This window comes from Arthrobacter sp. AFG7.2 (genome assembly GCF_002892835.1).
Lineage (GTDB): Bacteria > Actinomycetota > Actinomycetes > Actinomycetales > Micrococcaceae > Arthrobacter.
The window spans coordinates 70,463-93,186 of record NZ_PJMB01000002.1; the positions used below are offsets into that span (position 1 = coordinate 70,463).

Annotated in this window: 21 protein-coding genes and 1 pseudogene; 12 read left to right on the forward strand and 10 right to left on the reverse strand. The window is 62.6% G+C overall.

The features are described 5' to 3' along the window. Window positions 1-42: 42 nt before the first annotated feature. Window positions 43-657 carry an APC family permease gene (locus tag CXX84_RS03970; protein ID WP_223252960.1) on the reverse strand — a complete coding sequence of 205 codons (615 nt, stop codon included), beginning with the start codon at window positions 655-657 and terminating at the stop codon, window positions 43-45. Window positions 658-776: 119 nt separating this feature from the next. Here CXX84_RS03970 and CXX84_RS03975 point away from each other — a divergent pair, with 119 nt between their 5' ends. The 3 genes from CXX84_RS03975 to CXX84_RS03985 all read left to right on the forward strand — a co-directional run bounded on the left by CXX84_RS03975 (window position 777) and on the right by CXX84_RS03985 (window position 3,794). Beyond that, entirely contained in the window at window positions 777-1,544 is a 768-nt protein-coding gene (locus tag CXX84_RS03975; protein ID WP_189337495.1) for a hypothetical protein, read from the forward strand. A 532-nt stretch (window positions 1,545-2,076) separates the two neighbouring features. Continuing rightward, a complete protein-coding gene (locus tag CXX84_RS03980) occupies window positions 2,077-2,457 on the forward strand; it encodes a hypothetical protein (protein ID WP_102975431.1) in 381 nt (126 codons plus the stop codon). Between the two features lie 368 nt (window positions 2,458-2,825). After that, window positions 2,826-3,794, forward strand: coding sequence for an SRPBCC family protein (locus CXX84_RS03985; RefSeq protein ID WP_102975854.1), 969 nt, complete (start codon window positions 2,826-2,828; stop codon window positions 3,792-3,794). A gap of 300 nt (window positions 3,795-4,094) precedes the next feature. On the opposite strand, the gene CXX84_RS03990 is transcribed toward CXX84_RS03985, so the two are convergent. The 3 genes from CXX84_RS03990 to CXX84_RS04000 are packed head-to-tail and all read right to left on the reverse strand — an operon-like array spanning window position 4,095 to window position 7,159. Beyond that, window positions 4,095-4,874, reverse strand: a complete 780-nt coding sequence (locus CXX84_RS03990) for a carbon-nitrogen hydrolase family protein (protein ID WP_102975432.1) — start codon at window positions 4,872-4,874, stop codon at window positions 4,095-4,097. Between the two features lie 47 nt (window positions 4,875-4,921). Continuing rightward, a complete protein-coding gene (locus CXX84_RS03995) occupies window positions 4,922-6,271 on the reverse strand; it encodes an APC family permease (protein WP_102975433.1) in 1,350 nt (449 codons plus the stop codon). Between the two features lie 9 nt (window positions 6,272-6,280). Next, window positions 6,281-7,159, reverse strand: a complete 879-nt coding sequence (locus tag CXX84_RS04000) for a carbon-nitrogen hydrolase family protein (RefSeq protein WP_102975434.1) — start codon at window positions 7,157-7,159, stop codon at window positions 6,281-6,283. 95 nt (window positions 7,160-7,254) lie between these two features. On the opposite strand from CXX84_RS04000, the gene CXX84_RS04005 reads away from it, so the two are divergent. Beyond that, window positions 7,255-8,004 carry a FadR/GntR family transcriptional regulator gene (locus CXX84_RS04005; RefSeq protein WP_102975435.1) on the forward strand — a complete coding sequence of 250 codons (750 nt, stop codon included), beginning with the start codon at window positions 7,255-7,257 and terminating at the stop codon, window positions 8,002-8,004. A gap of 518 nt (window positions 8,005-8,522) precedes the next feature. Continuing rightward, window positions 8,523-8,849, forward strand: coding sequence for a hypothetical protein (locus CXX84_RS04010; RefSeq protein ID WP_102975436.1), 327 nt, complete (start codon window positions 8,523-8,525; stop codon window positions 8,847-8,849). A gap of 130 nt (window positions 8,850-8,979) precedes the next feature. Here CXX84_RS04010 and CXX84_RS04015 read toward each other — a convergent pair whose 3' ends face one another. Next, complete coding sequence (locus tag CXX84_RS04015; RefSeq protein ID WP_102975437.1) at window positions 8,980-9,189, reverse strand: DUF4177 domain-containing protein; 210 nt, start codon at window positions 9,187-9,189, stop codon at window positions 8,980-8,982. A 555-nt stretch (window positions 9,190-9,744) separates the two neighbouring features. Between CXX84_RS04015 and CXX84_RS04020 the strand changes: the two genes are divergently transcribed. Beyond that, complete coding sequence (locus CXX84_RS04020; RefSeq protein ID WP_102975438.1) at window positions 9,745-10,653, forward strand: Ltp family lipoprotein; 909 nt, start codon at window positions 9,745-9,747, stop codon at window positions 10,651-10,653. A 251-nt stretch (window positions 10,654-10,904) separates the two neighbouring features. Further along, window positions 10,905-11,327 (forward strand): hypothetical protein, encoded by a 423-nt coding sequence (locus tag CXX84_RS04025; protein WP_102975439.1) that lies wholly within the window; start codon window positions 10,905-10,907, stop codon window positions 11,325-11,327. 76 nt (window positions 11,328-11,403) lie between these two features. Here CXX84_RS04025 and CXX84_RS18960 read toward each other — a convergent pair whose 3' ends face one another. Beyond that, window positions 11,404-11,856 (reverse strand): hypothetical protein, encoded by a 453-nt coding sequence (locus CXX84_RS18960; protein ID WP_146031827.1) that lies wholly within the window; start codon window positions 11,854-11,856, stop codon window positions 11,404-11,406. 476 nt (window positions 11,857-12,332) lie between these two features. Here CXX84_RS18960 and CXX84_RS04035 point away from each other — a divergent pair, with 476 nt between their 5' ends. Then, window positions 12,333-12,785 carry a hypothetical protein gene (locus tag CXX84_RS04035; RefSeq protein ID WP_102975441.1) on the forward strand — a complete coding sequence of 151 codons (453 nt, stop codon included), beginning with the start codon at window positions 12,333-12,335 and terminating at the stop codon, window positions 12,783-12,785. Window positions 12,786-13,010: 225 nt separating this feature from the next. Here CXX84_RS04035 and CXX84_RS04040 read toward each other — a convergent pair whose 3' ends face one another. Both CXX84_RS04040 and hisC read right to left on the reverse strand, forming a co-directional pair. Continuing rightward, on the reverse strand, window positions 13,011-14,423 hold the full coding sequence (locus CXX84_RS04040) for an amino acid permease (RefSeq protein WP_102975442.1): 1,413 nt from the start codon (window positions 14,421-14,423) through the stop codon (window positions 13,011-13,013). A gap of 44 nt (window positions 14,424-14,467) precedes the next feature. Next, the gene (hisC, locus tag CXX84_RS04045; protein ID WP_102975443.1) at window positions 14,468-15,565 is read right to left on the reverse strand and encodes a histidinol-phosphate transaminase; all 1,098 of its coding nucleotides are present in this window, start codon (window positions 15,563-15,565) and stop codon (window positions 14,468-14,470) included. A 93-nt stretch (window positions 15,566-15,658) separates the two neighbouring features. On the opposite strand from hisC, the gene CXX84_RS04050 reads away from it, so the two are divergent. Next, entirely contained in the window at window positions 15,659-16,162 is a 504-nt protein-coding gene (locus CXX84_RS04050; protein WP_102975444.1) for an Lrp/AsnC family transcriptional regulator, read from the forward strand. A 120-nt stretch (window positions 16,163-16,282) separates the two neighbouring features. Next, on the forward strand, window positions 16,283-17,941 hold the full coding sequence (locus tag CXX84_RS04055; RefSeq protein WP_102975445.1) for a thiamine pyrophosphate-binding protein: 1,659 nt from the start codon (window positions 16,283-16,285) through the stop codon (window positions 17,939-17,941). A 387-nt stretch (window positions 17,942-18,328) separates the two neighbouring features. Here the strand turns inward: CXX84_RS04055 and CXX84_RS19245 are convergent. Then, a pseudogene (locus tag CXX84_RS19245) lies at window positions 18,329-18,549 on the reverse strand (PspA/IM30 family protein); the annotation flags it as partial. 265 nt (window positions 18,550-18,814) lie between these two features. Beyond that, a complete protein-coding gene (locus tag CXX84_RS04065; RefSeq protein ID WP_223252961.1) occupies window positions 18,815-20,542 on the reverse strand; it encodes a hypothetical protein in 1,728 nt (575 codons plus the stop codon). Between the two features lie 215 nt (window positions 20,543-20,757). Here CXX84_RS04065 and CXX84_RS04070 point away from each other — a divergent pair, with 215 nt between their 5' ends. Together CXX84_RS04070 and CXX84_RS04075 are read left to right on the forward strand one after the other, a co-directional pair. Further along, window positions 20,758-21,687 (forward strand): NADP-dependent oxidoreductase, encoded by a 930-nt coding sequence (locus tag CXX84_RS04070; RefSeq protein WP_102975447.1) that lies wholly within the window; start codon window positions 20,758-20,760, stop codon window positions 21,685-21,687. 49 nt (window positions 21,688-21,736) lie between these two features. Beyond that, entirely contained in the window at window positions 21,737-22,582 is an 846-nt protein-coding gene (locus CXX84_RS04075) for an alpha/beta fold hydrolase (protein ID WP_102975448.1), read from the forward strand. Window positions 22,583-22,724 lie beyond the last annotated feature (142 nt).

Consider the following 22,724-nt stretch of genomic DNA (forward strand, 5'->3'; position numbering starts at 1 on the left):
TCCTTCCCTCGGCCCAGCGGCCACACTACAACCCGACAAACGTCAGACGACTGCCTCGACCGTCGCCTTCTCCGTGGCCGTCATCTCCGGCGGTGAGGCTTTGAAACCGCGCGTGATCAGCGCCAGGACCAACACGCCCAGCACCAGCCAGGAAACCCCCAGCGTAATGGCGTTGCCGTCCAGCCGGGAGAGCAGGTAGGCGCAGATGACGGCGCCAATCACCGGGACCACCACGTGGGACACCGGGTTCACCTGCTGCCCGGCCCGGCGCCGGCGCATGTAGTGGAACACCACCGCGACGTTCACCAGCGTGAAGGCGGTGAAGGCACCAAAGTTGATGAACGACGTCGACGTGGCCACGTCCAGGAAGATCGCGATCAGGCCCACGACGCCGGTGACCACCAGGTTCGCCACCGGGGTGTGGAACTTCTCGCTGAGCTGGCCGAAGACCGCCTTGGGGAGGACGGAGTCGCGGCCCATCGCGTACAGCAGGCGGGAGGCGCTGGCCTGCGCGGCGAGGCCGGAGGCGAACTGCGCCACCACCAGCCCGGCCAGGAACACGGCGCCGAACAGCTGCCCGCCGATCTGCAGGGCGATGGAGCTCGCCGCTGAGGCCGAGTCCTCAAACACGCCGCCGGGGTGGACCAGCTGGGTCACTAGGACGGACGACCAGCATGATGACCCGTAGGAAGTCCTTGACTGTCTTCCGCTATTGGGCGTGCGAGGGAAGTGTGATGGGAAATCGGAGGCATGGCCGCGTGTGCAGAAAACGCGGCATGTCACGCCCCAAAGCGTTGATAATGCCGATAACCTACGAGTCAATCAGTACTCGCTTGAGAGGGAGGCCGCGTTTAATGGGTGGTGAAGAAGAGGAAGAGTGGCACGGCGATGAATACTTGACGCCTGCACTGCGTCCGGCACCCATGGAATGGTCTGTGCTTGAGGCTATTCCTAATGCCTTTAGTCCGGAGCCCCACACCCTCCTGCACATCAAGTTTGAGTCTCGGGACTACTCGTTACGGCAATTCAGCGAGACGATACTCGATGCCGAAGCCATGATTCAGTTTTTCTCCATAACCGCTGGTCCCATAGCTAAAGGTGGTCTGGGTAGACCTCTAGCCCGCGAAGCGGTCGACCAGATTCGAGAGTATGTTTCCGAGCACATTGAAGTCCGTGGCGTCTCCCTCAGCAGTCCGCTCGAAATCGTCTACGTAGCCGCCACGGCAGCTGCAATTGCTGCTGCTCTCAACAGGTGGATTACCGTGAAGTCGAACTGGGAAAAGGCGCGGGCGGAAAAGGCAAAAGCTGATACCGCTGTGGCGGAAAGCAAAGTAGCGCGCGCCGAAGCCAACCGCGACGTGAAGAAGGCAAGACTTGAAGAGCTGGCAACGGAATTCGTCATCGACTTCGTAGAGAACGAGACCAAGCAGGGCTTTCATTCGCTACCCGACGTACATCCACTCAAGAAGATGACCAAACGAACAATAAATGGATTGACCGAATTGGACAGTGCGTCAGCTGAGATGACTAGATCTGATAGGTGATAACCTGGTCGTCGATAATAGTGCGCGCGCACTCGCGTAATGCGCCGACCTCTTCTATAGAGTTGCAGATTTTTTCAACAATAAAACCAACTGCTGCTCTTTGTTTTGGTGCCGATAGCAAACTTAATAGCTAACTTCTTTGCGTGGACCTCGGCACAGGACCTGAACACCGACGTCGGCCAGTGACTTGTCCAGCTCCGGGAACAGCAGGTCGTTAGACTGAACCGCGCTTTCCCATGCTGTAATATCGCTTGGACCTACGACGAGAGCAAACTCCGCCGACGGGCCTCTGCGCCGGGCTGCCTCAGGATGCGCCCAAAGACACCTCGCCCCTTGTATTGGGGCCTTAATCCCCCTTGAAGGGAACGGGGGCTTAGATTTATAGCAGCACTGGAGTCAAACTCTTCTTTCCCGAGGTCACAGGCCCGCGGAGCGTCACACCAGCAAAGAGCAGGAAACCCATGCGCTTCTCCTACTGCGAATGAACCTGTGGGCTGTAATCTGAGAGCCAGTCTTAGCAGGGCAGGGGAACATGGATATCCAGGGCTGGTTGTATCAGACATTTGGTTGGATCCAATGGAATGAAGCCTTCCTTCAGGGAGCCTTGGGGGGCAGTGTCCTTGGACTCGGTAGACTAATCGTCACCATTATTGGGATGGACCACGAGAGCCACCCAACTAAGTATGGCCAGCTGATAGCCAGCCACATCCTGGCGGCCGTGCTGTTTGGACTACTCGGTGGTGTAATGGCATTTGCTTTCGAGGGGAGGGCAGGCAGCTTTATGCAAGGCATCTCGGCCATGGCCCTTTTGGGTATCCTCGCAGGCACGATGCTTCCCGTATCACCTGGCAAGCGGTCAGCTGACACTCCTTCCACTCCCCTGAAACAAGAGAGCCAAGGAATGACCCCGTGAAGCGGAAGCCGGTAGCTGCATCCGATTCATTCTGGGGTGACCTTGCCAACGCCCTGGCACTCCGGCCCGTTTACCGTCAGCCTCTGACCCAAACCCAGCAGGTCAAACCCTCCTCCGCGTCTACCTCGAGTCCTGGTCCCCAAAAATGGCAGAAGCCACAAGAGCCTTCGCAAAAGCAGGCAAAGGTTGATGGCCAGCATGAGCCAGACCCAGCAGCGTCCAATCCAAGCACCGTTTCTGCCCAACCAGCCCTTACGGAACAGAACCTCGATGATGAAATTGCAGCCGCAGCGGGTTTACTAATAAGGGCATTAGCCAAGCGTGGACGAGCTCCGCAAATGACCGGACCGGAGCAGGAGTCCGTTTCTGTGCCGCTAGGGGTGGAAAAACGCATTCTGGTGAACGTACCGGTGAGCACGGCCTACAACCAGTGGACCCAGTTCGAGGACTTCCCGCACTTCATGGGCGGTGTCAAAACTGTCACGCAGCTCAGTGACGACCGGCTGGAGTGGGTAGCCGAGATCGGCGGCGTCCGCCGGCAGTGGGAAGCGAAGGTTCTGGAGCAGGTACCCGAGCGCAGGATCGCTTGGGCGGCCACGGAAGGTGCCACGAATGCGGGCGTTGTGGAATTTGAGGACATCGGCGGCGGGCAGACGTCCGTGCAGCTGAGACTCGAATACGAGCCCGAAGGACTTATCGAGAAGGTGGGCGACAAGCTCAATGTGGTGGACCGGCAGGCCGAAGCAGACCTGCAGCGGTTCAAGGAATTCATTGAGGATGAAGGTTACGCCAGCGGTGCCTGGCGCGGCGCCGTCAACCCCGGTGCCACCGTGGGCACGCCCGGAGTGGAAGACGCCGCCGGATCCCGCGGCGATTCGGGCAAGGTAGGCGTCTCAGGCAAGGTGGCCGCTGGACTCGGCGTTGCCGCTGCCGCCGGCGCAGCAGCTGCCATGGCGGCCGGCACCAACAAGGGCACTACGGAGGCCGCCGACGAAACAGTGACTCCGACCGTTCCCGGGAAGCCTGTCACGGTGACGCCGCTGACGACGGACACCACCACAGACACCAGGTCAACGGGCACCACCACAGACACCACATCAACGGGCACCTCTACCACGGATACGACGGCGGCAGCGGGCTCCACCGGTTCGGTCGCCGACCTCGGTAATGACAGGATCGGGCACGCATTCGACCAGACCAACGGCCTAGTGGACACAACGGGCGAGTCCGACGAGACGCTGGAAGGCGAAAACTTGAGCGCCGCCGAGCGCCGCGACGATGACCGCCGGCCCGACGGCGGCCTGCCGCCCATCGGCGGCAACCTCGGCCAGCATTGATCCTGACGTCCATGTTTGAGTATCTAATGCCATTAGTCGGCGAGGCGCGCCCCATCGAAATGAACAGCATGGTTGGCGAGCTAGGGTCATCCTGAACGAAACAACGAGTTGGCACGATCGCTTAACCTTCCACAAACCTATGTGGAAACAGAACGAGCTTCGGCATGACGACAGGAGCCTCAGGACCTGGTCGATGCTCTGCTTCAGTCAGAGAATGAGGAGAAATCGAATGGTTAATCCACAGCCCTTTTCTCCGTCACACTGCTTTCGGAATACCTGCCCGTGTGCTGGAGGTCGTCCCTACAGCCGCCGCTGCCGGAACATCGGGAACGAGTCCCGTACCCGGTCCACCGTTTCCAGCGAAAACTCCACTGAGCACACTCCGGGCTCCAGCCCGAGGTCAGCCTCCACAACCCCCATCGGATCCACCAGCACGCTCCGCCCCACGGACACCGGCGGCGCCTGGCAAATTCCCGCGACGTACACGCTGTTCTCGATCGCCCGGGCGGCGTTCAGCGCCAGCCACTGCTCCGTCTTGTGCTCCCCCGGCACCCAGGACGAGCAGACCAGCAGGACCTGCGCGCCGGCGTCGGCCAGGGACCTTGCCAGCTCCGGGAACCGCAGGTCGTAGCAGGTCATCAGCCCGAACCGCACTCCCCCATGCTCGAACACCGCCGGGTCAGTGGACGGTCCCGGCTTGATGAACGTGGACTCCCCGAAGCCCTGCGCGTCGAAAAGGTGCATCTTCCGGTAGGAAGCCAGCCGGCCGCCGTCGGGCCCCAAAGCCACCAGCGTGTTGTACGCCCGGCCGGTCTCGTCCGAGGTCTCCACCACGCCCGCCACCAGCGCGATGCGGTAGCGGCGGGCGATGCCGGCCAACTCCCGGCAGACGGGGCCGTCCAGGGACTCGGCCACCGCGGGGAACGTCGCGTCCACCTTCTTCTTCTCGTAGGTGGCGTACTCCGGGAAAGCGACCAGCGCTGCGCCGTCGCGCGCTGCCTCGGCGGCAAACCTGTCGATCGCGGCGAGGTTCGCCCGGATGTCGGCGCCCGACTCCAGCTGCCCCAGCGCAATCCTCACGGCTCTTCCTCCCTTCGCCCCGGCGGCAACACTACAAACAGACAGTCTCAGGCGGCCGCCTCCACCGTCGCCTTCTCCGTGGCCGTCATCTCCGGCGGCGAAGCCTTGAACCCGCGGGTGATCAGGGCCAGGACCACAACACCCAGCACCAGCCAGGACACACCCAGCGTAATGGCGTTGCTGTCCAGCCGGGAGAGCAGGTAGGAGCAGATGACGGCGCCGATCACCGGGACCACCACGTAGGACACCGGGTTCAGCTGGTGCCCGGCCCGGCGCTGGCGCACATAGTGGAACACCACCGAGGCGTTCACCAGCGTGAAGGCGGTGAACGCACCAAAGTTGATGAACGACGTCGACGTGGCCACATCCAGGAAGATCGCGATCAGGCCCACGACGCCCGTGACCACCAGGTTCGCCACGGGGGTGTGGAACTTCTCGCTGAGCCGGCCGAAGACCGCCTTGGGCAAGACGGAGTCGCGGCCCATCGCGTACAGCAGGCGTGAGGCGCTGGCCTGAGCGGCGAGGCCGGAGGCGAACTGCGCCACCACCAGGCCGGCCAGGAACACGGCGCCGAACAGCTGCCCGCCGATCTGCAGGGCGATGGAGCTGGCAGCGGACGCCGAGTCCTCGAACACGCCGCCGGGGTGGACCAGCTGGGTCACGTAGGAGACCGCCACGAAGATGCCGCCGCCGATCAGGGCCACGAGCATGATGGCGCGCGGCACGGTCCGGCGCGGGTTGATGGTTTCCTCGGTGAGGGTGGTGACGGCGTCGAACCCCAGGAACGAGTACGCGGCGATGGCCGCGCCGGCGGAGATGGTGGCGAAGCTGGCGGTGTCGTTGAAGAACGGCTGCCCGCCGGCCAGTCCCCCGGCGCCGTTGGCGGACACCACGCTGCCGATGGCCAGCGCCACGAAGAACACCAGGACCAGCAGCTGGAACGCCATCAGCACGTAGTTGGCCTTGTCCGCCACCTTGATGCCCAGGATGTTCAGCAGCGTGGTGATGACGATGAAGCCCACGATCCAGACGCCGATGGGGATGCCGGGGAACTGGGCGCTCAGGTAGGAGCCGCCGATCAGCCAGATGACCATGGGCAGGAAGAGGTAGTCGAGCAGGACGGCCCAGCCCACCAGGAACCCGACGCGGGGATCGATGGAGCGGCGGACGTAGGTGTAGGCGGAGCCGGCCACGGGGTAGGCGATGGCCATCCGGCCGTAGCTGTGCGCGGTGAACAGCATGGCCACGAGCGCCACGAGGTACGCGGCGGGCGCGGCGCCGCCGGTGGTTTCGGCGATGATGCCGAAGATCCCCAGGACGATGATCGGGGTCAGGTACGCCAGCCCGAACAGGACCAGCGAGGGCAACTTCAGCGTGCGGGTGAGGGTTGTTGTCACGGTGTTTCCTTAGGGCTTGTAGGACGGCGGTGTCCAGGTGGCCGGGTTGATGCGGCCTTGGTAGACGGAAAGTTCGACGGCGGGCTCCCCCTCGCGGAACTGCGACCAGGGGCGGTTGAGGTTCTCCGTCCCGTGCGTGCGGACGCGGTCGACGGCGGCAAGGTCCAGTTCCGCGGTGAGCAGCTGCGGCTGATCGTCTGTTGCTTCTGTGAGGGTGTTGCCCTCCGGGTCCACGATGATGCTCTTGCCCTGGCCGGTGGGGCCGGCGCAGTTGACGCTGACCATAAAGACCTGGTTCACGATGGCGTTGGCCTTGGCGAGGATCAGTTCCTGTTTGCGGTCCGGGGTGGTGGTTTTGACGACGTTGAGGATGACGTCGGCTCCCATCCAGGCGAGCTGGCGGGACACCTCCGGGTACCAGGCGTCGTAGCAGATGTTCAGGCCCACCCTGCCGATGCCGGGCAGGTCCACGGTGGTGAACCGGTCGCCGGGGTCGTAGGGCTCGAATGGGCGCCAGGGGAAGATCTTGCGGTAGTAGCCGGCGAGCTCTCCGTCCGGGGAGAGGACCAGCTGGGTGTTGAACAGCTGCCCTTCCGGGCCGCGTTCGCAGACGCTGCCGGGCACCAGCCAGATGTTGAGGTCTTTCGCGAGCTGTTTGAGTTCTTTGACCCGTGGTCCGTCCAGGGGTTCGGCACTTGCTTGGAGCATTTCGGTTCTTTGCAGGTCCGGGTTTTCGTCACCGAACAGGTGCAGCTCGGGGAAGACCACGAGCTTGCTGTGCGGCTGGGCTTCGAGGGCTTTCTGGACCTCGTCCGCGAACGCCGAGACGGGTTCGCTGATGAGCCGGGGCCTTGCTTGGGCCGCGACGAGGGGAAGGGTGCGTTGCATGGGTTTGTCTCCGCATTGGGGTGTGATCCGGGTTATATTAGATCAGAATGAACCAATAAAGGAAAGGGGGCGGCGTGGGCCGTAAGGTAGCGGATATGACCCGTCAGCTTGAGGACACCGCCGAGCCCCCGCGCCTTGGCGCCGGCAGGATGTCCGGGATGGAGCGCCGCAGTGCGATGGACGCGGTGCGGATGCGGATCGGGATGGCGATTTCTTTAGGACTCTTGAAACCCGGCGAGCGGCTGCCGGACCAGGAGGACGTGGCGCTGGGTCTCTCGGTCAGTCCGATTACGGCCCGCCGTGCGCTGGCGAGCCTGGCGGAGCAGGGCGTGGTGGTGCGCCGACGTGGCCGGGCGGGCGGGACGTTTGTGGCGGATTCCCCACCGTCAGATGTTTTGGCTGAGCTTTCGGCGTCGCCGGCGGAGTCACAGGCGGTGAACCGGCTGGTGGACCGGCGGCTGCTGTTTGAGTGCGCGGTGACGCACTACGCGGCGGTCAATGCCACGCCCGAACAGCTGGACGAGCTGGAGCGGCTGACCGGGGCCATGGCAGAGGCCACTGACTGGTCCGTCTACCATCAGGCCGACGAGCGGTTCCATCAATTGGTGGGAACGGCGTCAGGAATGGGTAGCGCCGTCGAGGTTTATCACGAGACGCTTGCCGAGCTCTATGACTACTTCATCCCCTACCCCATCGAGAAGCTGCACAAGTCCAACCACGACCACATTGCGCTGGTGGCAGCCCTCCGCGCCGGTCGCGTTGAGGAAGCCGTGGAAGTTTCCCGGAAGCACGTAGACATCCTGCACCGAACGATGTTCATGGGGCTGGCGCAGGGCGGAGCTTGAGTCGCCACGCCATCCGCAAGCCGGTTGTGAAGTCGGTTCGGATCCTGCACGAACAAAGGCTGCCCCAAGGCGTCGTTTTGGCGCGAGTTGGCGACATCGTCGCGCCACTCTAAGCTCTCGGAGATTGAGCGTTTGATATCCGAGGCCAAGGGGGAAACAGCATGACGACAGCGACAGGTGTGACATACGAAATGCGGTCCGTGAAGACGGTTCGTGGCATGGAGGCCAGGACTCGAGTCAAGTTAGAGAAAGAGGGCTGGGAGTTTGTCTCTCAGATTCAAGGAGCGGTGCGGACGGAACTGACCTTTCGACGGCCGAAACCAGAAATTCCGTGGAAAATGATCGGGATCGGCGGCGGCCTACTTGCGCTTTTTATTGTGGTGCTGTCCATCATGAGTGCGCTCGGGGGCGGGGCCAATTCGAGCAACGACGCGGCAACCCTTCCGCCACTACCTCCATCCCAAACCGCGCCAACTTAAGCAAGCACACCATCCGTTGAGCTAACGCCTGCTGCCCCTGTGGTAACCGCCACCTCCGTCGATGAGTTGCTAGACAAGCTCAATTCCGCCCAAATGGGTGGAATTAAGATTGGGGACCAGTTTCGACTGACCGGCGAACTGTTCATGTCCGATCTGTGGATGACCGGGGCGTCCGGAGAGTACAACGTCTTGCTAAAGGCCCACGGTGGAGCCGATGACCTCTCGGTGTTCGTTGATAAATCAGATGCAGCCAGGTGGCAGGACGGCACACAGGTCCAGATGATCGTGGAAATGGGCGAGGCTACGATCAACGGTGAAACCACGGCCGGCTGGCTCAGGGCCCTTTCTGTGGAGACGATCCCGTAGCCGAAACAACCGCATCCGCGCTGCGATCAGCATGAACACTGCCATGCGAGATCTGTGCTTTAACGGGCACCTAGCTCGCCAGGAGTGCGTCTGGCTATTCAGAAGCCGTAGCTTATTTTGCGACGTCCGATCATCCGAGACTCTCGAACACCAGGGTCGCCTGAATGCGGTCGCCGCCCCCGATCATTCCCTTACTCCCGCTGCTGGCGGTGGTTATGGTGTGGAGTCGATAGCCTTTGGCGGCCTGATCGTTGATGGCTTTCTCAAGGGAGGTCAGGTTGCCTGAACCGGTTCCCCAAAGTTTTTCTTTCAGAATCACCTGCAGGACGACATACCGCATGACACGAATTCCTTCCGTTGCTAGCTAATTGGAGCCATGCTAATCGATACGGCGTGCACCCCTAGGGACGTGAGAAACGACGCGGTGGACGACCCCGTATATCAAGCAACGCGATGCGAAAAGCTGCAGATGTCGTACCGCGACTACATCGCGCTCCGCCCAGCCCTTCGCACGCAGTGCTGAGGAGGCCGTGGAGGTCGTTGGACTGATAGCCCCGCGACCACTGTCACCTCTTGGCAAAAATACACAACGCGAGTATCACAGAAGCTCGGAGCGAACCCAGAAAGCATCAACAAAGGATCAAGATTAGCGATTGATAATCAGGATTCGCACAGTTTTCTCCCAGAAAACCAAAATGCGGGCATTTTCTCAGATGTAATGAAATGACTTTGACGCTGTTGGGGGAAGCGAAGATGTTGTGTCTGTCGGCTGGATCGGTCTACCGCTTTTGCGGCCCCCGCTCCATGCTGGATTTCCTCCATGCGCGTCCATCATCGCACCTACCCCGCACGCTTAGCTTCGCATGTCGGTCAGGTGTCCTATGGAAGGACTCTCATGAGCCAGCAACCCTACACCGCCCCTTACCCTCCGAACTACGGCTACGGTGAACCGCCGGTAAGCAACAAATCATTCCTGGCGGCCTGGCTGCTCTCGCTGCTCCTTGGCGTCCTCGGCGTTGATCGTTTCTACCTTGGCAAGGTGGGAACCGGCATCCTGAAGCTGGTCACACTCGGCGGCTTCGGTATCTGGGCACTAGTTGACCTCATATTGATTCTCACGAACAAAATGCGGGACAAGCAGGGTCTTCCGCTGGAAGGTTACGACAGGCACCGGAAGGTCGCTTTGATTGTCACCGGCGTCGTTATTCTCCTGAGCATCGTCGTCAACTCGGCCCGGGCAGGTTCTGCCCCTTCGTCTGCACCCGCTGCATCAACTCCCAAGGTCACCACTGCAGCTGAGACCGCCTCTGCCGCACCCACCAAGGACCCGGCCGTGGTGGCTGCAGAGGCTGAAGCCTCTGCAAAGGCGAAGGCTGAGAAGGATGCTGCGGCTAAGGCAAAAGCAGAAGCAGACGCGGCTGCTAAGGCTGAGGCGGAGGCTGCAGCAAAGGCAAAAGCAGAAGCAGAAGCCGCCGCTAAGGCTCAGGCTGAGGCCGAAGCCGCCGCCAAAAAGGGGACCATCAGCCAGCAGAGCGCCCAGCGAAAGGCCGGCGACTACCTCAAGTTCACCGCTTTCTCGCGATCTGGCCTGATCGATCAGCTGGTGTTCGAGAAGTTCTCAGTGGAGGACTCAACTTGGGCCGTGGACCACATGACTATCGACTACAACGAGCAGGCAGCCAAGAAAGCCAAGGATTATTTGAAGTTCAGCTCCTTCTCCCGTCCCGGGCTGGTCGATCAGCTGCTCTTTGAGGGCTATACGCCAGAGCAGGCCGAGTATGGAGCCAGCACGACAGGCCTCTAACGGCCGGGCAAGGTTTCTAGCTCAGGCTCGAAGTCGATCCCGCCATCGCAATAGGGCAACCGAGACATCTACTGACGGTTGTGCCCAGGGTCCTCTTGGACGCTGTCCAGGAGGACCCTAGCGAACAGATAGTTCCGATCTTTGACCTCCGACTTATCGCGGCATGGCCGGGGATGCCACGAGTGAGCCAACTGATAATCGAGCCGCAACTGGACATCCAATTGTCGAAACACTTATGAAGGGAAATTAGATTGAAATCCATCGCAACTTTGGCCAGCGGTGCGCTCCTGTGCTTCGCCCTCTCGAGCTGTGCGGGGTCCCCGCAAGCAGTTCCCACTGTCACGCATACCGTGACTGAGACGGCCACGGCAACAGTGATCGTGACGGCGACCGCCACGGTGACTGCTGAGCCCGTTGCTCCTGCCGTTGTCGCGGCGCCAGTGCCGGCGGCTCCTGCTGCTCCAGCGATTGCCGTGATCCCGGCCAACGCTGCGGGAATGAATGCAGAGGCACTTGATGACGAGTTATCCGCTTTGGGCTTCAAAAAAATCGTCTATAACGCTGACACTGGCAAGACCGTGCTTCTGCTCAGCAACTGGACAGTTACTGGAATCGACAACGCCGGAGCGGAACAAGCCCTCGACAAAGCAGTGGTCGTTCACGTAACGAAGTAGGTATGATACCGGTGGAAGTTGAGGTTTTAGAGACTTTGGTGCTGCCTGCACTGATCTTGATCCTTGACTGACAGAGCTAGAAGCTGACTCCGACTCCGCCACCTCGGAACTTTGCTTGGTGTTCCACAAATGGAGCCACCCACCAAGAATCAATCTGGTGAAGGTGGACGCGAATAGCAGGGACTTCATAACTGGTCATACCACCGGGGAACACCTGGGCGGGAGACAGCGAGAGTACGTCCAGTGTCGGCAGGGTATCCGCCGGAGACATGGCATCCAAGATCTCTCTAGCCTTTTGGTCAGCGATGAGTTCTTTTTCCTGACGGGATGTCTTCCATTTACCCGCATCCTTGAAAAATTCCACTCCAAATTCTTCGAAGTTCTTGTCAGCAAATCTAGATGTGGATACTGACTTACCCACATAAACAGTTGCCCCGCAAACGACCACTACGCGATAGAGGTCTGCGCCGCCCTCTGCTGCTTTTACAATGGCCTGCAGGTGAGGGTCCGTAGTTTCGATAGTGTTCATTCAGGAACTATAACAACAAGAACATTTTTTATCTGAGTCCTCAACATCTTGGTAAGGAGACCTAGCGGATTGTCTTTGTCGAGTGAATTAGAGTCCAACCAACGACTAGTCACGCGGGTGCAGAAAACGGCAACTTTCGTCAGAAAGGACAGGCACTACGCAGGCTCGTTGTCTACGACCTCCTGTTCCAGGCAGTGAACGGCCGTATGCTGCCCCTGAATTGCTGCTGCTTCACGTCATGATTCTGCGTGAGGAATCCGTGTCGCTATGATGACGTGTCTCGTCGTTCTAAATGGGGAAAAATGAATACTATTCGCACTGTTGCTGGGGCCGTCTTCCTTAGCCTGGTTCTCAGTTCCTGCTCATCTTCGGCTCCGGAAACGGCGCCCACCGTATCGGTCCCGCCTGCCGCCACGCAGACTGCCACTCCTGCACCGACACCGACACCAAGTCGTAAGGAGAATGCGAGAGGGCAGTTGGTCAAGGAAATTGGTGAAACTGCATCGCAGCTCACCGATCCAAAATCCGATACTCCCACATTGACCTTCAAGGTCACCTCGATTCAGCCGATTAAGTGCGATGCACCTTACGCTACTCAACCGACCGGAACCATCATCGGGATCAGTCTGGAAGTTGCCACCACGAGCACCTTCTCAGGCCCCCTTACCGTCAATGGTGAGGAAGGGCTTATCAGCTTCGATCCATATTATTGGAAAGGCTATGCCGCGAACGGCACCCGCATGAACAAGATCGATTCGACTGCTGTTCAGGGCTGCCTTTCCGATGAAAGTAAAATTCTTCCCAGTTATATAGGCAAAGGGGAACAGCTCAACGGCTTGGTTCTTCTTGATGTCACATCACCTTCAGGTGAAGTCTCTTATGACCCTTCAGGTGGTGGCGGCTGGGTTTGGAAATACCCGTCGGCCTAATCAAATAGCTATTCGAATACCATGCAGGGGAAGCTGTTTCTATGCCCGGCCATTACAAACGATCAGCGCGACTCGGCCCTTCCCTGTAAGGCGAAAGGGCACGTCTAGCCAGGTGGACTGGTCCCGAAAGTTGGACTGAAGAATTCAGTTTCGACTCCGGGATGCAGTTCTGGCCGGACGCGCCCTTCGCATGCCACCACCCGCAAAGCGGTTCAGGCGCCTGGATCAGTCGATCAGCACAGGCTGCTTGTCACCCTCGGGAGATTCCACACGGGGCCGAGCGTCGCGCTTCCGGTGATTCACCCAGTTAGCCACAGCTAGCAGCGCCACGAGTGTAAAAGTACTAAGCAGCTGGGGACGGGAATCCTCGCCGATGAAGCCCACCGTAAAGATCGCCGCGAGGATGAGCAGGCCAAAGCACGTGAGCCACGGGAAGCCGGGCATCCGCAGGGGAAGCTCAGTTCCCTCGCGGTCGGCGCGGAGGCGCAGCGCGAGCTGGGCCAGGAGCGCGGACGTCCACACCAGCAGGCACGTCGAGCCCACAATGTTCAGCAGGACGCCAAGGACCATCTCGGGGAACGCCAGCTCCAGCACCACCGTGACAATGCCGAAGGCGACGCTGGCCAGGACTGCGACCACCGGAACCCGCGCCTTGGACACCGAAGCGAGCAGGCGCGGAGCCTCACCCCGCTCGGCCAAAGAGTACGCCATCCGGGAGGCACCGTAGAGGTTGGCGTTGAGCGCGGAGAGGAGTGCCGCGACGGCGACGAGGGTGATGGCGGTGGCGGCACCGGGCATGCCGGCGGCCTCCAACACCGCGGCGAACGGGCTCTTCAGTCCCTCCGAACCAACGGGAACCACGGCCGCGATGATGAAGATGGCACCGATGTAGAACACCAGGATGCGCCACAGCACCGTCCGCACCGCCTTCTTTACGCTCCGGGCCGGCTCGGCGGTCTCTGCTGCGGCCACGGACACAATCTCGGTGCCGCCGAACGCGAACGCCACCACGAACAGTGCCGTGGCAATTCCGGCGAAACCGCTAGGCGCGAAGCCCTCGCCCATGAAGTTGGACAGCCCCGGCGACTGGACGCCCGGCAGCCAGCCGAACAGCAGGGCAGCGCCCACGGCCAGGAACACGACGATTGCCGCCACCTTGAGCAGGGCGAACCAGAACTCGAACTCGCCAAAGTTCTTCACACTGGTCAGGTTCACGGCGGTGAGCACCACGATGAACACGAAAGCCATCAGCCACACCGGCAGAGCCGGGAAAATGGTGGCCAGTAGGCCTGCCGCCCCGAGCGCTTCGGCCGCGATGACCACCACCAGCTGGATCCACCACAGCCAGCCCACCGTGGCACCGGCCACCGGCCCGTAGGCCTTGGCGGTGTAGACGGAGAATGCGCCGCTGTCCGGGTTGGCCGCGGCCATCTCACCAAGCGCCCACATCACCAGGATGATGAGCGTTCCGGCGACGAGGTAGGAGATGAGCACCGCCGGGCCGGCCGCCTGGATGCCGGCGCCGGAGCCGATGAAGAGGCCCGCGCCGATGGCGCTGCCAAGCCCCATCATCGTGAGCTGGCGGGGTTTGAGGGCCGCGCCGAGGGCGCGGGCAGACGTCTTTGTCTGTTGTTCCATGGGGATTCCTCTAGTTAGTAGGTGGAACTGTTGGGGATAAAACTTCAGGCTGCGTGGGCTTCGAGGAGCCGGAGCACGCGGTCGTTGCACGCGGGGTCGGCAACGGTGATCCGCACGCCGTCGCCCTGGTACGCGCGGACCATGACGCCGGCGGCATCAAACGCCTCCACGAGCCGCGCCAGGAGATCGTCATCGGCACGGATCCACAGGAAATTGCCCTGGCTCGGCTGCAGCTTCCAGCCCTGGGCTTCCAGCTGCGCCGCCATCCGGGAGCGCTCCTGCCTGACAGCGGCAACGCGAGTTTCCATCTCCTCCCCCGCGTCCAGCGATGCGATGGCCGCTTTCTGGGCCAGCGCGCTCACCGAGAAAGGCAGCGCGGTCCGGCGCAGCCCCTCGGCGATGGCCGGTGCTGCCACGGCGTATCCCACGCGCAGGCCAGCGAGCCCGTAAGCCTTGGAGAAGGTGCGCAGGATGCAGACGTTCGGGTACTGGCGGTAGAGCGCCAGGGAATCGGGGCCGCTGCCTGCTTCGGCGTATTCCACGTAGGCCTCGTCAATCACCACGAGGATGTCGGAGCGGACAGCACGCAGGAAGGCTTCAATGCGGTCATGGCTGATCGGCACGCCGGTGGGATTGTTGGGGGTGCACAACAGGATGACCTTGGTGCGCACCGTAACGGCCTCGGCCATGGCATCGAGGTCGTGGCCCTCAAGGTGGTCCAGCGGGATGCGGACCGGCCGGGCGCCCGCCAGCTCCACCAGGATGGGGTAAGCCTCGAAGGAGCGCCACGCGAAAATCACTTCGTCCCCGGCGTCGCACAGTCCGGTGATGATCTGCTGGAGGACGCCCACGCTGCCGGGTCCCACTGCAACCTCAGCGGCGGTGACGCCCAGTTGCCGGGCGATCCGTTCGCGGAGTTCGACGGCGGCCATGTCCGGGTAGCGGTTCATCCGGCCGGCCGCTTCGGCCACCGCAGTGATGGCTGCGGGCAGCGGCTCGTAGTGGCTTTCGTTGCTGGCGAGGGCTGCGACGTCCGCGCCGGCGCTGCGCCGGCCCGGGACGTAAGACGGAAGGCCGGCGACGGCGCCACGAAGGGTGGGCAGCGCGATGGCTGGAGCGGCCAGGAGTTGTTCAGCGGTCATGAGGACTGACTATGGAAGTGACCCGGCCCACATTGCAAGATACGCTCTAGCCACTGGGACTTCTGCTCAACTTCTACTGTGTCTGGTGAAAATATGACCACCGCGAACTCTCGCACCCTCGATTCCCTGGACGGCCGGATCATCCTGGCCCTGGACAAGGATCCCGAAGCCAGCGCCCTGGCACTCTCCCGGACGCTCGGCGTCGCACGCAACACCGTCCACGCCCGCTTGGCGCGGCTGGAACGCAGCGGCGCCCTCCGCTCTTTCAGCCGCAGGCTTGACCCCGCCGCACTGGGCTACGAGCTCATGGCCTTCCTCTCGCTGTCCATCAGCCAGACGCGGGCCGGTTCGGTGGAGCAGGGCCTCGCGGCAATCCCCGAGGTCATCGAGGTGCACGCCACCACCGGCGACGCGGACCTCATGGCCAAGGTAGTGGCGCGCGGCACGGCCGACCTGTACCGCGTCACCAACCAGATCCTGGAGATCGAGGGAGTCCAGCGGACCAGCACGGCTATTTCCGTGGTTGAGCTGATGGCGCCACGCTACGACGGCCTCCTGGCCCGGCTGACGGAGCAGGAATCACGCCTCTCGGAGTAAACCAAAGTGACGGGCACCAGAGTTGGGCACTTTGTCACTGCTGCCACCATCCGGCTGCCAATTCTCCCAACCACTTCTCCCTCTATTGCCACTGCGAAAAGCAGCCCGCAAGATTCCTGCATGACTACTCTTACCGTTTCCGGCCGCGTCGCGCAGGTTCTCAGCAGCTACGTCAGCGACGTGTTCGGCGTTATGGGCAACGGCAACGTCTACTTCCTGGACGCCGCGGAGAAGCAGGGCCTCCGCTTCACCCCCGTCCGGCATGAAGGCGCTGCGATCGCCGCCGCCGACGCCCACTATCGGTCCTCCGGACGCCTCGCCGCCGGCACCACCACCTACGGCCCCGGCTACACCAACGCACTCACGGCCCTGGCCGAGGCGGTCCAGGCGCAGATCCCGGTTGTGCTGGTCACCGGGGACGCCCCCACCAGCGGCGCCCGGCCGCAGGACGTGGACCAGACGGCCATCGCCACCGGCCTCGGCGCGGCGACCTTCACTGTCACCCGCGACGCCGCCGGCGCCATCACGCAGCAGGCGGTGGAGTACGCACTCACCAAGCGCACCGCCGTCGTGCTTGCCATTCCCTACGACCTCGCGTCCCTCGAAGCCGGGAACGAGGAGCTTCCCGCGGCGCACGCACCGAAGGTGACGGACGACATCGACGGCGGCCTTGGGCAGGCAGCCCGCCTGCTCGCCGGTGCCAAGCGCCCGCTGATCCTGGCCGGGCGGGGTGCGCACCTCGCCGGAGCCGGGCCGGAACTCCGCGAGCTCGCCGACCGGATCGGCGCACTGACCGCCGGAACCGCCCTGGCACTTAACCTCCTCAAAGGCGAGGGGTACCTGGGCGTCGCCGGCGGCTTCGGCACGGATACCGCGGCCGGCCCCATGGGCGAGGCGGACGTGGTCCTGGTGGTCGGGGCCAGCCTGAGCCCCTTCACGATGCGGTTCGGGCATCTGCTCGGCCCGGACAGCACGGTAATCCAGATCGACGCCGGCCTGCAGCCGACCAACCCGCGGGTGGATCTGTTCGTCAGCGCGGACGCGAAGACAGCCGCGGGACGCCTCCTGTCATTGCTGGATGGTGAGGCTGCGGCGGAAGGCTGGCGCGCGGAAGCTTCCAGGCGTCTTGCTGAAGGGCCTGCCCACCACCCGGGCTCGGACGAGACCTCCGACGGCCGGCTGGACCCGCGCTCCCTCGCCAGCGCACTGGATGCCGTGCTGCCGGAACGCCGCACGGTGGTCCAGGACGGCGGGCACTTCATCGGCTGGGCGCCCATGTACTGGAACATCCCGCGGCCGCAGGACATGGTGATGGTGGGGACCGCGTTCCAGTCCATCGGGCTGGGACTCGCGAGCGCCGTCGGGGCAGCCCGCGCGGTGGAGGACGGCCGCACCCTGGTGCTGGCCTCCGGCGACGGCGGTTTCCTGATGGGCCTGTCCGACCTTGAATCGCTCATCGGTGCGGCTCGCAGCGCGATCGTTGTGATCTACAACGATGCCGCCTACGGGGCTGAGATCCACCAGTACGGCTCCCAGGGCCTGACCGAAAAGCCCATGCTGATCCCCGAGGTTGACTTCAGCGGTGTTGCCCGGGCGTTGGGTGCCGAGTCTGCTGTGATCCGGTCCCTTGGTGACCTTTCCGCGCTTCAGGAGTGGATCAACGCCGGCGCGCAGGGAACGTTCGTTGCCGACTGCCGGATCACGTCCAGCGTCCGGGCGCCCTGGCTGACCGAGTGGATGCAGGCTTCGCAGGCGGCGAAGGCTGCGGTGGCGGGGTAGCAAGGACTCGAAGCCTCGCGCTGGTAGTCCATCTGGAGCCGCGAATTGGGCCGTCCAACAGGTAGGGGCACAACGAACTCTGGTTAAACAACGAAGACCAGCCGCAGGGAAGGAAGTAGCCAAATTGCCTGGGGGAGTCGTAATCAGTAGCCGGGGCAACTCAGCCTCCGTCCTCGTCGACGGCGTCTTCGTCCTCTTCATGGTCACCCTCGCTGAGGCCGAGGCCTAGGTTGTCAGCCTCCGCGAGCCTGACTCCCCCGGCGCGCCAGCCCTCTAAGCCTCCTCATCCTATGTGCCGTAACGCCCAAGGCCACGGACCGGTGAGGGGCCAGGGCCTTTTTGGGGGGAAGTGGTGCTAGTAGTCGATGGCTTTCCGGCCCATAAATTTTCGTTGCGCTTGGCCGTCAGCTCGTGCAGCTTTCCCTTCATCTGGTCGAGCCCGCCCTTGAGCGTGTCAACCACTTCGTTCTGTGAGGCCAGGCCCGGCTCCAGCGCCTTCGCGGTGCCTTCGGAGGTCATCTGCCGCTGAAGAGCGAGCCTGGCCAGGGCATCAACTCGTCGGCGTCCACAGTGTTCCCAGCAGACCGGAACTCGTCGGCTTTCCTCGCATTTTATGTGTACGAAAGGGGGCGCCAGACGCGCCCAAAGCGTAAGGTCACTCGGCGCTGCGGTCAGGATCCGGGCAGCCGGAAGGCCCCGGCTTTCCGACCTGGGTCTGGGCGGCGGCGTTGAGCAGCTGCTCTGCCACAGCCTCACATGCGCATACTGGGGTGCTGTCGGCGGCAACGTTTGGACACCGTGCTGCCGCCGCAACCTGTCAAGGCGGCGGCAGCACGTGCACTGATGGGATAGCGACTCCGTTACGTCAGCCTCTCAGTAACTGACGGCGAAGACGGATGCCTGTTCCCTGCCGGTCCGCGCCTGCCATTGTGCGGCCTGTTCGCTGATCTCCGGGTTTTCGACTCCATAGGCAATTTTTTTACCGGCACCAAGCTTAATAGTGTTGCCGTGGGTGACGATCCCGGCGGGAATCTGCCTGTCGCCGCTGTTGCGGGTGTAATTGTCCCGCGCCCCAAGGAAGCTGTTGCCCGTAATTTCCACGTCCACAGGGACTTCCATGGAGTAGGTCAACAGGTGCGTCCCCTTGCCGTCCCGGTCAGACCGGATGAGCGCGGCCCACGAGTACCCGGCGTCGATACAGGTGTTATTGATAAACCTGCACCGAAGAAATCCGGTGCCGCCACCTTTGCCCCACAGTTCCAGTGTCATGTTGCAGTTCTCAATCCGGTTGGAATCCCACGTAATATCGGTCCAGCCCGCCGTGCCGGTGCCCTGTGCCGACAGCGCGACGTCGTACGTCTGCCGGATCACGTTCTCCCGGATCATGACCCTCGCCGCGCCTACGTACAGTTCCACCCCGTTGCCGTACCGCGTAGTTCCCGATAGGGCGGAACCGCCGATCCACTCGATTTCATTCCGCTGGATGAGGACATTCTTGCCGCCGGTAGCGACACCGTGCGCTCCAGTACCGCCGAGGTAGAGGTCCTGCACCGTGGTATGGGAGGCCAGCCGCAAAATGTCCCTTTGAACGGAGATAGCCACCCCCGCCCCCGGGTTCACCCCCAACCGGACGTAGACGTTTGTGGAATCGCTGAAGAACTCCCAGTCCGCTGCCAACTCGGAAATGGACCAGCGTTTTCGGCCGTGAATAATGCCAGCGGCCTTTAGGAATCCCACGTTCGTGGATGGCTCGAAGGTATTGCCCGAATACTGCCCACTGTTCGCCGCGATGTTCAGTTTCCAAATGTTCCCGCTGTACGGCGTCCACGCCGCATTACTCACCTTGTACCCCAGCAAACGAGGCCGTGCCCCCTCACCGTAAGCGCCGATAGTCAGGCTGCCCGCAGTCCCGATCAAGGACGGCATATGGATGGACCCGTAAAATTCGTGCCCGCGCTTGAACAGGACGGTGGATCCGCGTTGCAGTTCGCCCGAAGCCATTGCCGACCGTACCTTGGCAAGAGTGCGCCACGGTGCCGTCACGCTTCCCGGATTACCATCCGAACCTGACGCGCTGACGTACCGAACGTTTCCATTCGCGTACGCCGGGGCCGCCCCGGCCAGCGCCGCCGTTATGAACGCCACCGCGCCCTGGAGAACGGACCGCCGCTTCACACCCTGTTTCTTAAACCGCTGTTCGCCGGCAGCATCTGCCCGCGTTCCAATGACAGAACGGACGACAATTCCGGTGAGGAACAGGACGAGTCCCAGCACGATGAAGGTCCACGCCGGCGCGGCCACAGCGGCGATACTTATCTCACAGATGCCTACCGCGCCAGCCGTGCCCTGAAACGTCCCGTACAACTCAAAAAACCCCATGTTCGGACCAACGGCGCTTCTGCACATGGATCCTGCACTGGCGAAACCCAGGATGAGACCGGCAACACTCAGAATGGGGCCGATTACGATCAGCCAGATCCAGGCACGAGACCATTTCGGTGCCTGAGGAATGATTTTAGACATGCTTCCCCCTTGAAAGCTTCCAATGATGCAGTGGCATCGTATCCGCGGCCGCCCATGCAGGATCTCGGGCGCGCCCAAGCCCGGGACCGGGACGTTCCAGCAGGGCCTCTGACCAGGGGTGTCGCCGAGACCACGGTCAGCGCCACAGCCTCGGCTTCACCGTGCTGGCTGCAGTGGGTGCCAGCCGCTAAGGCGCATCAATGTCCTCCGCCTCACGGAACCGTTACGGTGCGGTTCGCCACTTCCCCGCCGGATCCGGAATAGCGATGCCATGCCCTGCGGTTGTCGCAGGCATGAAGGCAATCACTTACAGCACATACGGCAACCCGGACGTCCTCGAATACGGCGATCAACCGATGCCAAAAGTCGGACCCGGCATGGTCCTGGTCAAAGTCAAGGCAGCCGCAGTGAACCCGGTGGACTGGAAAATCATGGCCGGGTACCTGGATCCGGTCATGGACCTGGAGTTTCCCGCCATCCCCGGCTGGGACGTAGCGGGGGTTGTGGAGTCGGTGGGGATTGATGCCCGGCAGTTCAAGCCCGGCGACGAGGTCATTGCCTATGGCCGCAAAGACTACGTCCACGGCGGCAGCTTTGCCGAGTACATCGCACTGCCGGAGCGGCTCCTGGCCCGGAAGCCCGCCTCACTCAATTGGAAGGAATCGGCAGGCCTGCCGCTGGCGGGCCTGACCGCCTACCAGGTCCTCAACCGGCTGGGCCTGAAGGCCGACGGAACCGTCCTGATCCACGGCGGTTCCGGAGGCGTTGGATCGCTTGGCATCCAGATCGCGGTGGCCCTCGGCGCCAACGTCATTGCCACGGCCTCGGAGAAGAACCACGAATTCCTCCGTTCGCTGGGAGCGGAGCCGGTTGCCTACGGGGACGGGCTCGCGGAGCGCGTGCGGGCGCTGCGCCCTGGCGGTGTGGACGTCGTTGCCGACTTTGTGGGCGGAAACCTCGACGCAACGCTTGCGGTTCTGGCCGACGGAGGCCGGCACGCCTCGATTGCCGACAGTGAAGTGGAGCAGCACGGCGGCGACTGGATGTGGGTCCATCCGGTGGGAGCCGACCTGCAGGAACTCGCCGATCTGGTGGACAGCCGGAAGATGCGCGTTGAAGTCGCCGAGGTCTTCCCGCTGGACAAGGCCGCGGATGCTTTCCGGTCCAACATGGAAGGCCATACCCGCGGCAAGATCGTGGTTGCCGTAGACCAGGATTCCTGACCTAGATCCGCTACAGGGCTGTGACCGCTTGAGGCTATAGTCTTTGCCGATGGGCAGGTGGAACGAAAGGCAGCGGACGGTCCCCTCTGAAGGGGCGGACCTGGCAGTGTTTGAGTACGGGCCGGACCCGGCAGCCGATGCTCCTGTCCTGCTCCTGGTGCATGGCTACCCGGACGACCACCGCTTATACCTTCCGCTGATCCGCGAATTGGCCGAAACGTTCCATATCATCGCTTATGACACCCGCAACGCCGGCTCGTCCGTAACAGACGTGCCGGGGAGCTTTGCGCTGCAGGCCCTGGTGGACGATCTGTATGCCGTGCTGGCCGCAACGCAGGCCACGTCCGTTCACCTTGTGGGCCACGACTGGGGGTCCATCCAGGGATGGGCAGCAGTCCAGGACCCTCGTGCCCCCGGAAGGATCAGCCGCTTCACAAGCGTGTCCGGGCCGGACCTGCAGCACTTTTCCCGGTGGATACGCGAAAGGCTGCGGCACCCGCGGGGCTGGCCCCAGCTGTTGGGACAACTCCTGCGCAGCTTCTACGTGGCCGTGTTCCAGATTCCCCTGCTGCCCGAGGTGCTCTGGCGCTTTTTCCTTACCGGTTCCTACGAGCGTGCCACCGGGCGCACCGTAGGCGACAATCCCATCCGCGGGCTTGCCCTCTACCGGGCAAACGTCCCAGCCACGCCCCAGCCTCCGGTTCGGGTGTCTATTCCCGTCCATGTGATTGTCCCGGTCAGGGACCCATTCCTCTCCCCGAGCCTGACCGACGGTTTGACTGACTGGGTTCCCAGGCTGACGGTGACGAAAGTGGAGGCTGGGCACTGGTGGCCGGCCACGCACGCCTCAGACTTTGCGAAGCTATTGCGGAAAGAACACAACAAAGAGCTCTAAACAGAAACGCCGGGGATACCGTACGCACCACCCGCAATTCACCACCGCTTCAACTCCCGGCACCACAACCGCAACCTGCCCTCCCTAGCGTTGACGGGTCACCGGCCCACGGGCCGCCCCCGTTTCTTGCTGGAGGAAACCA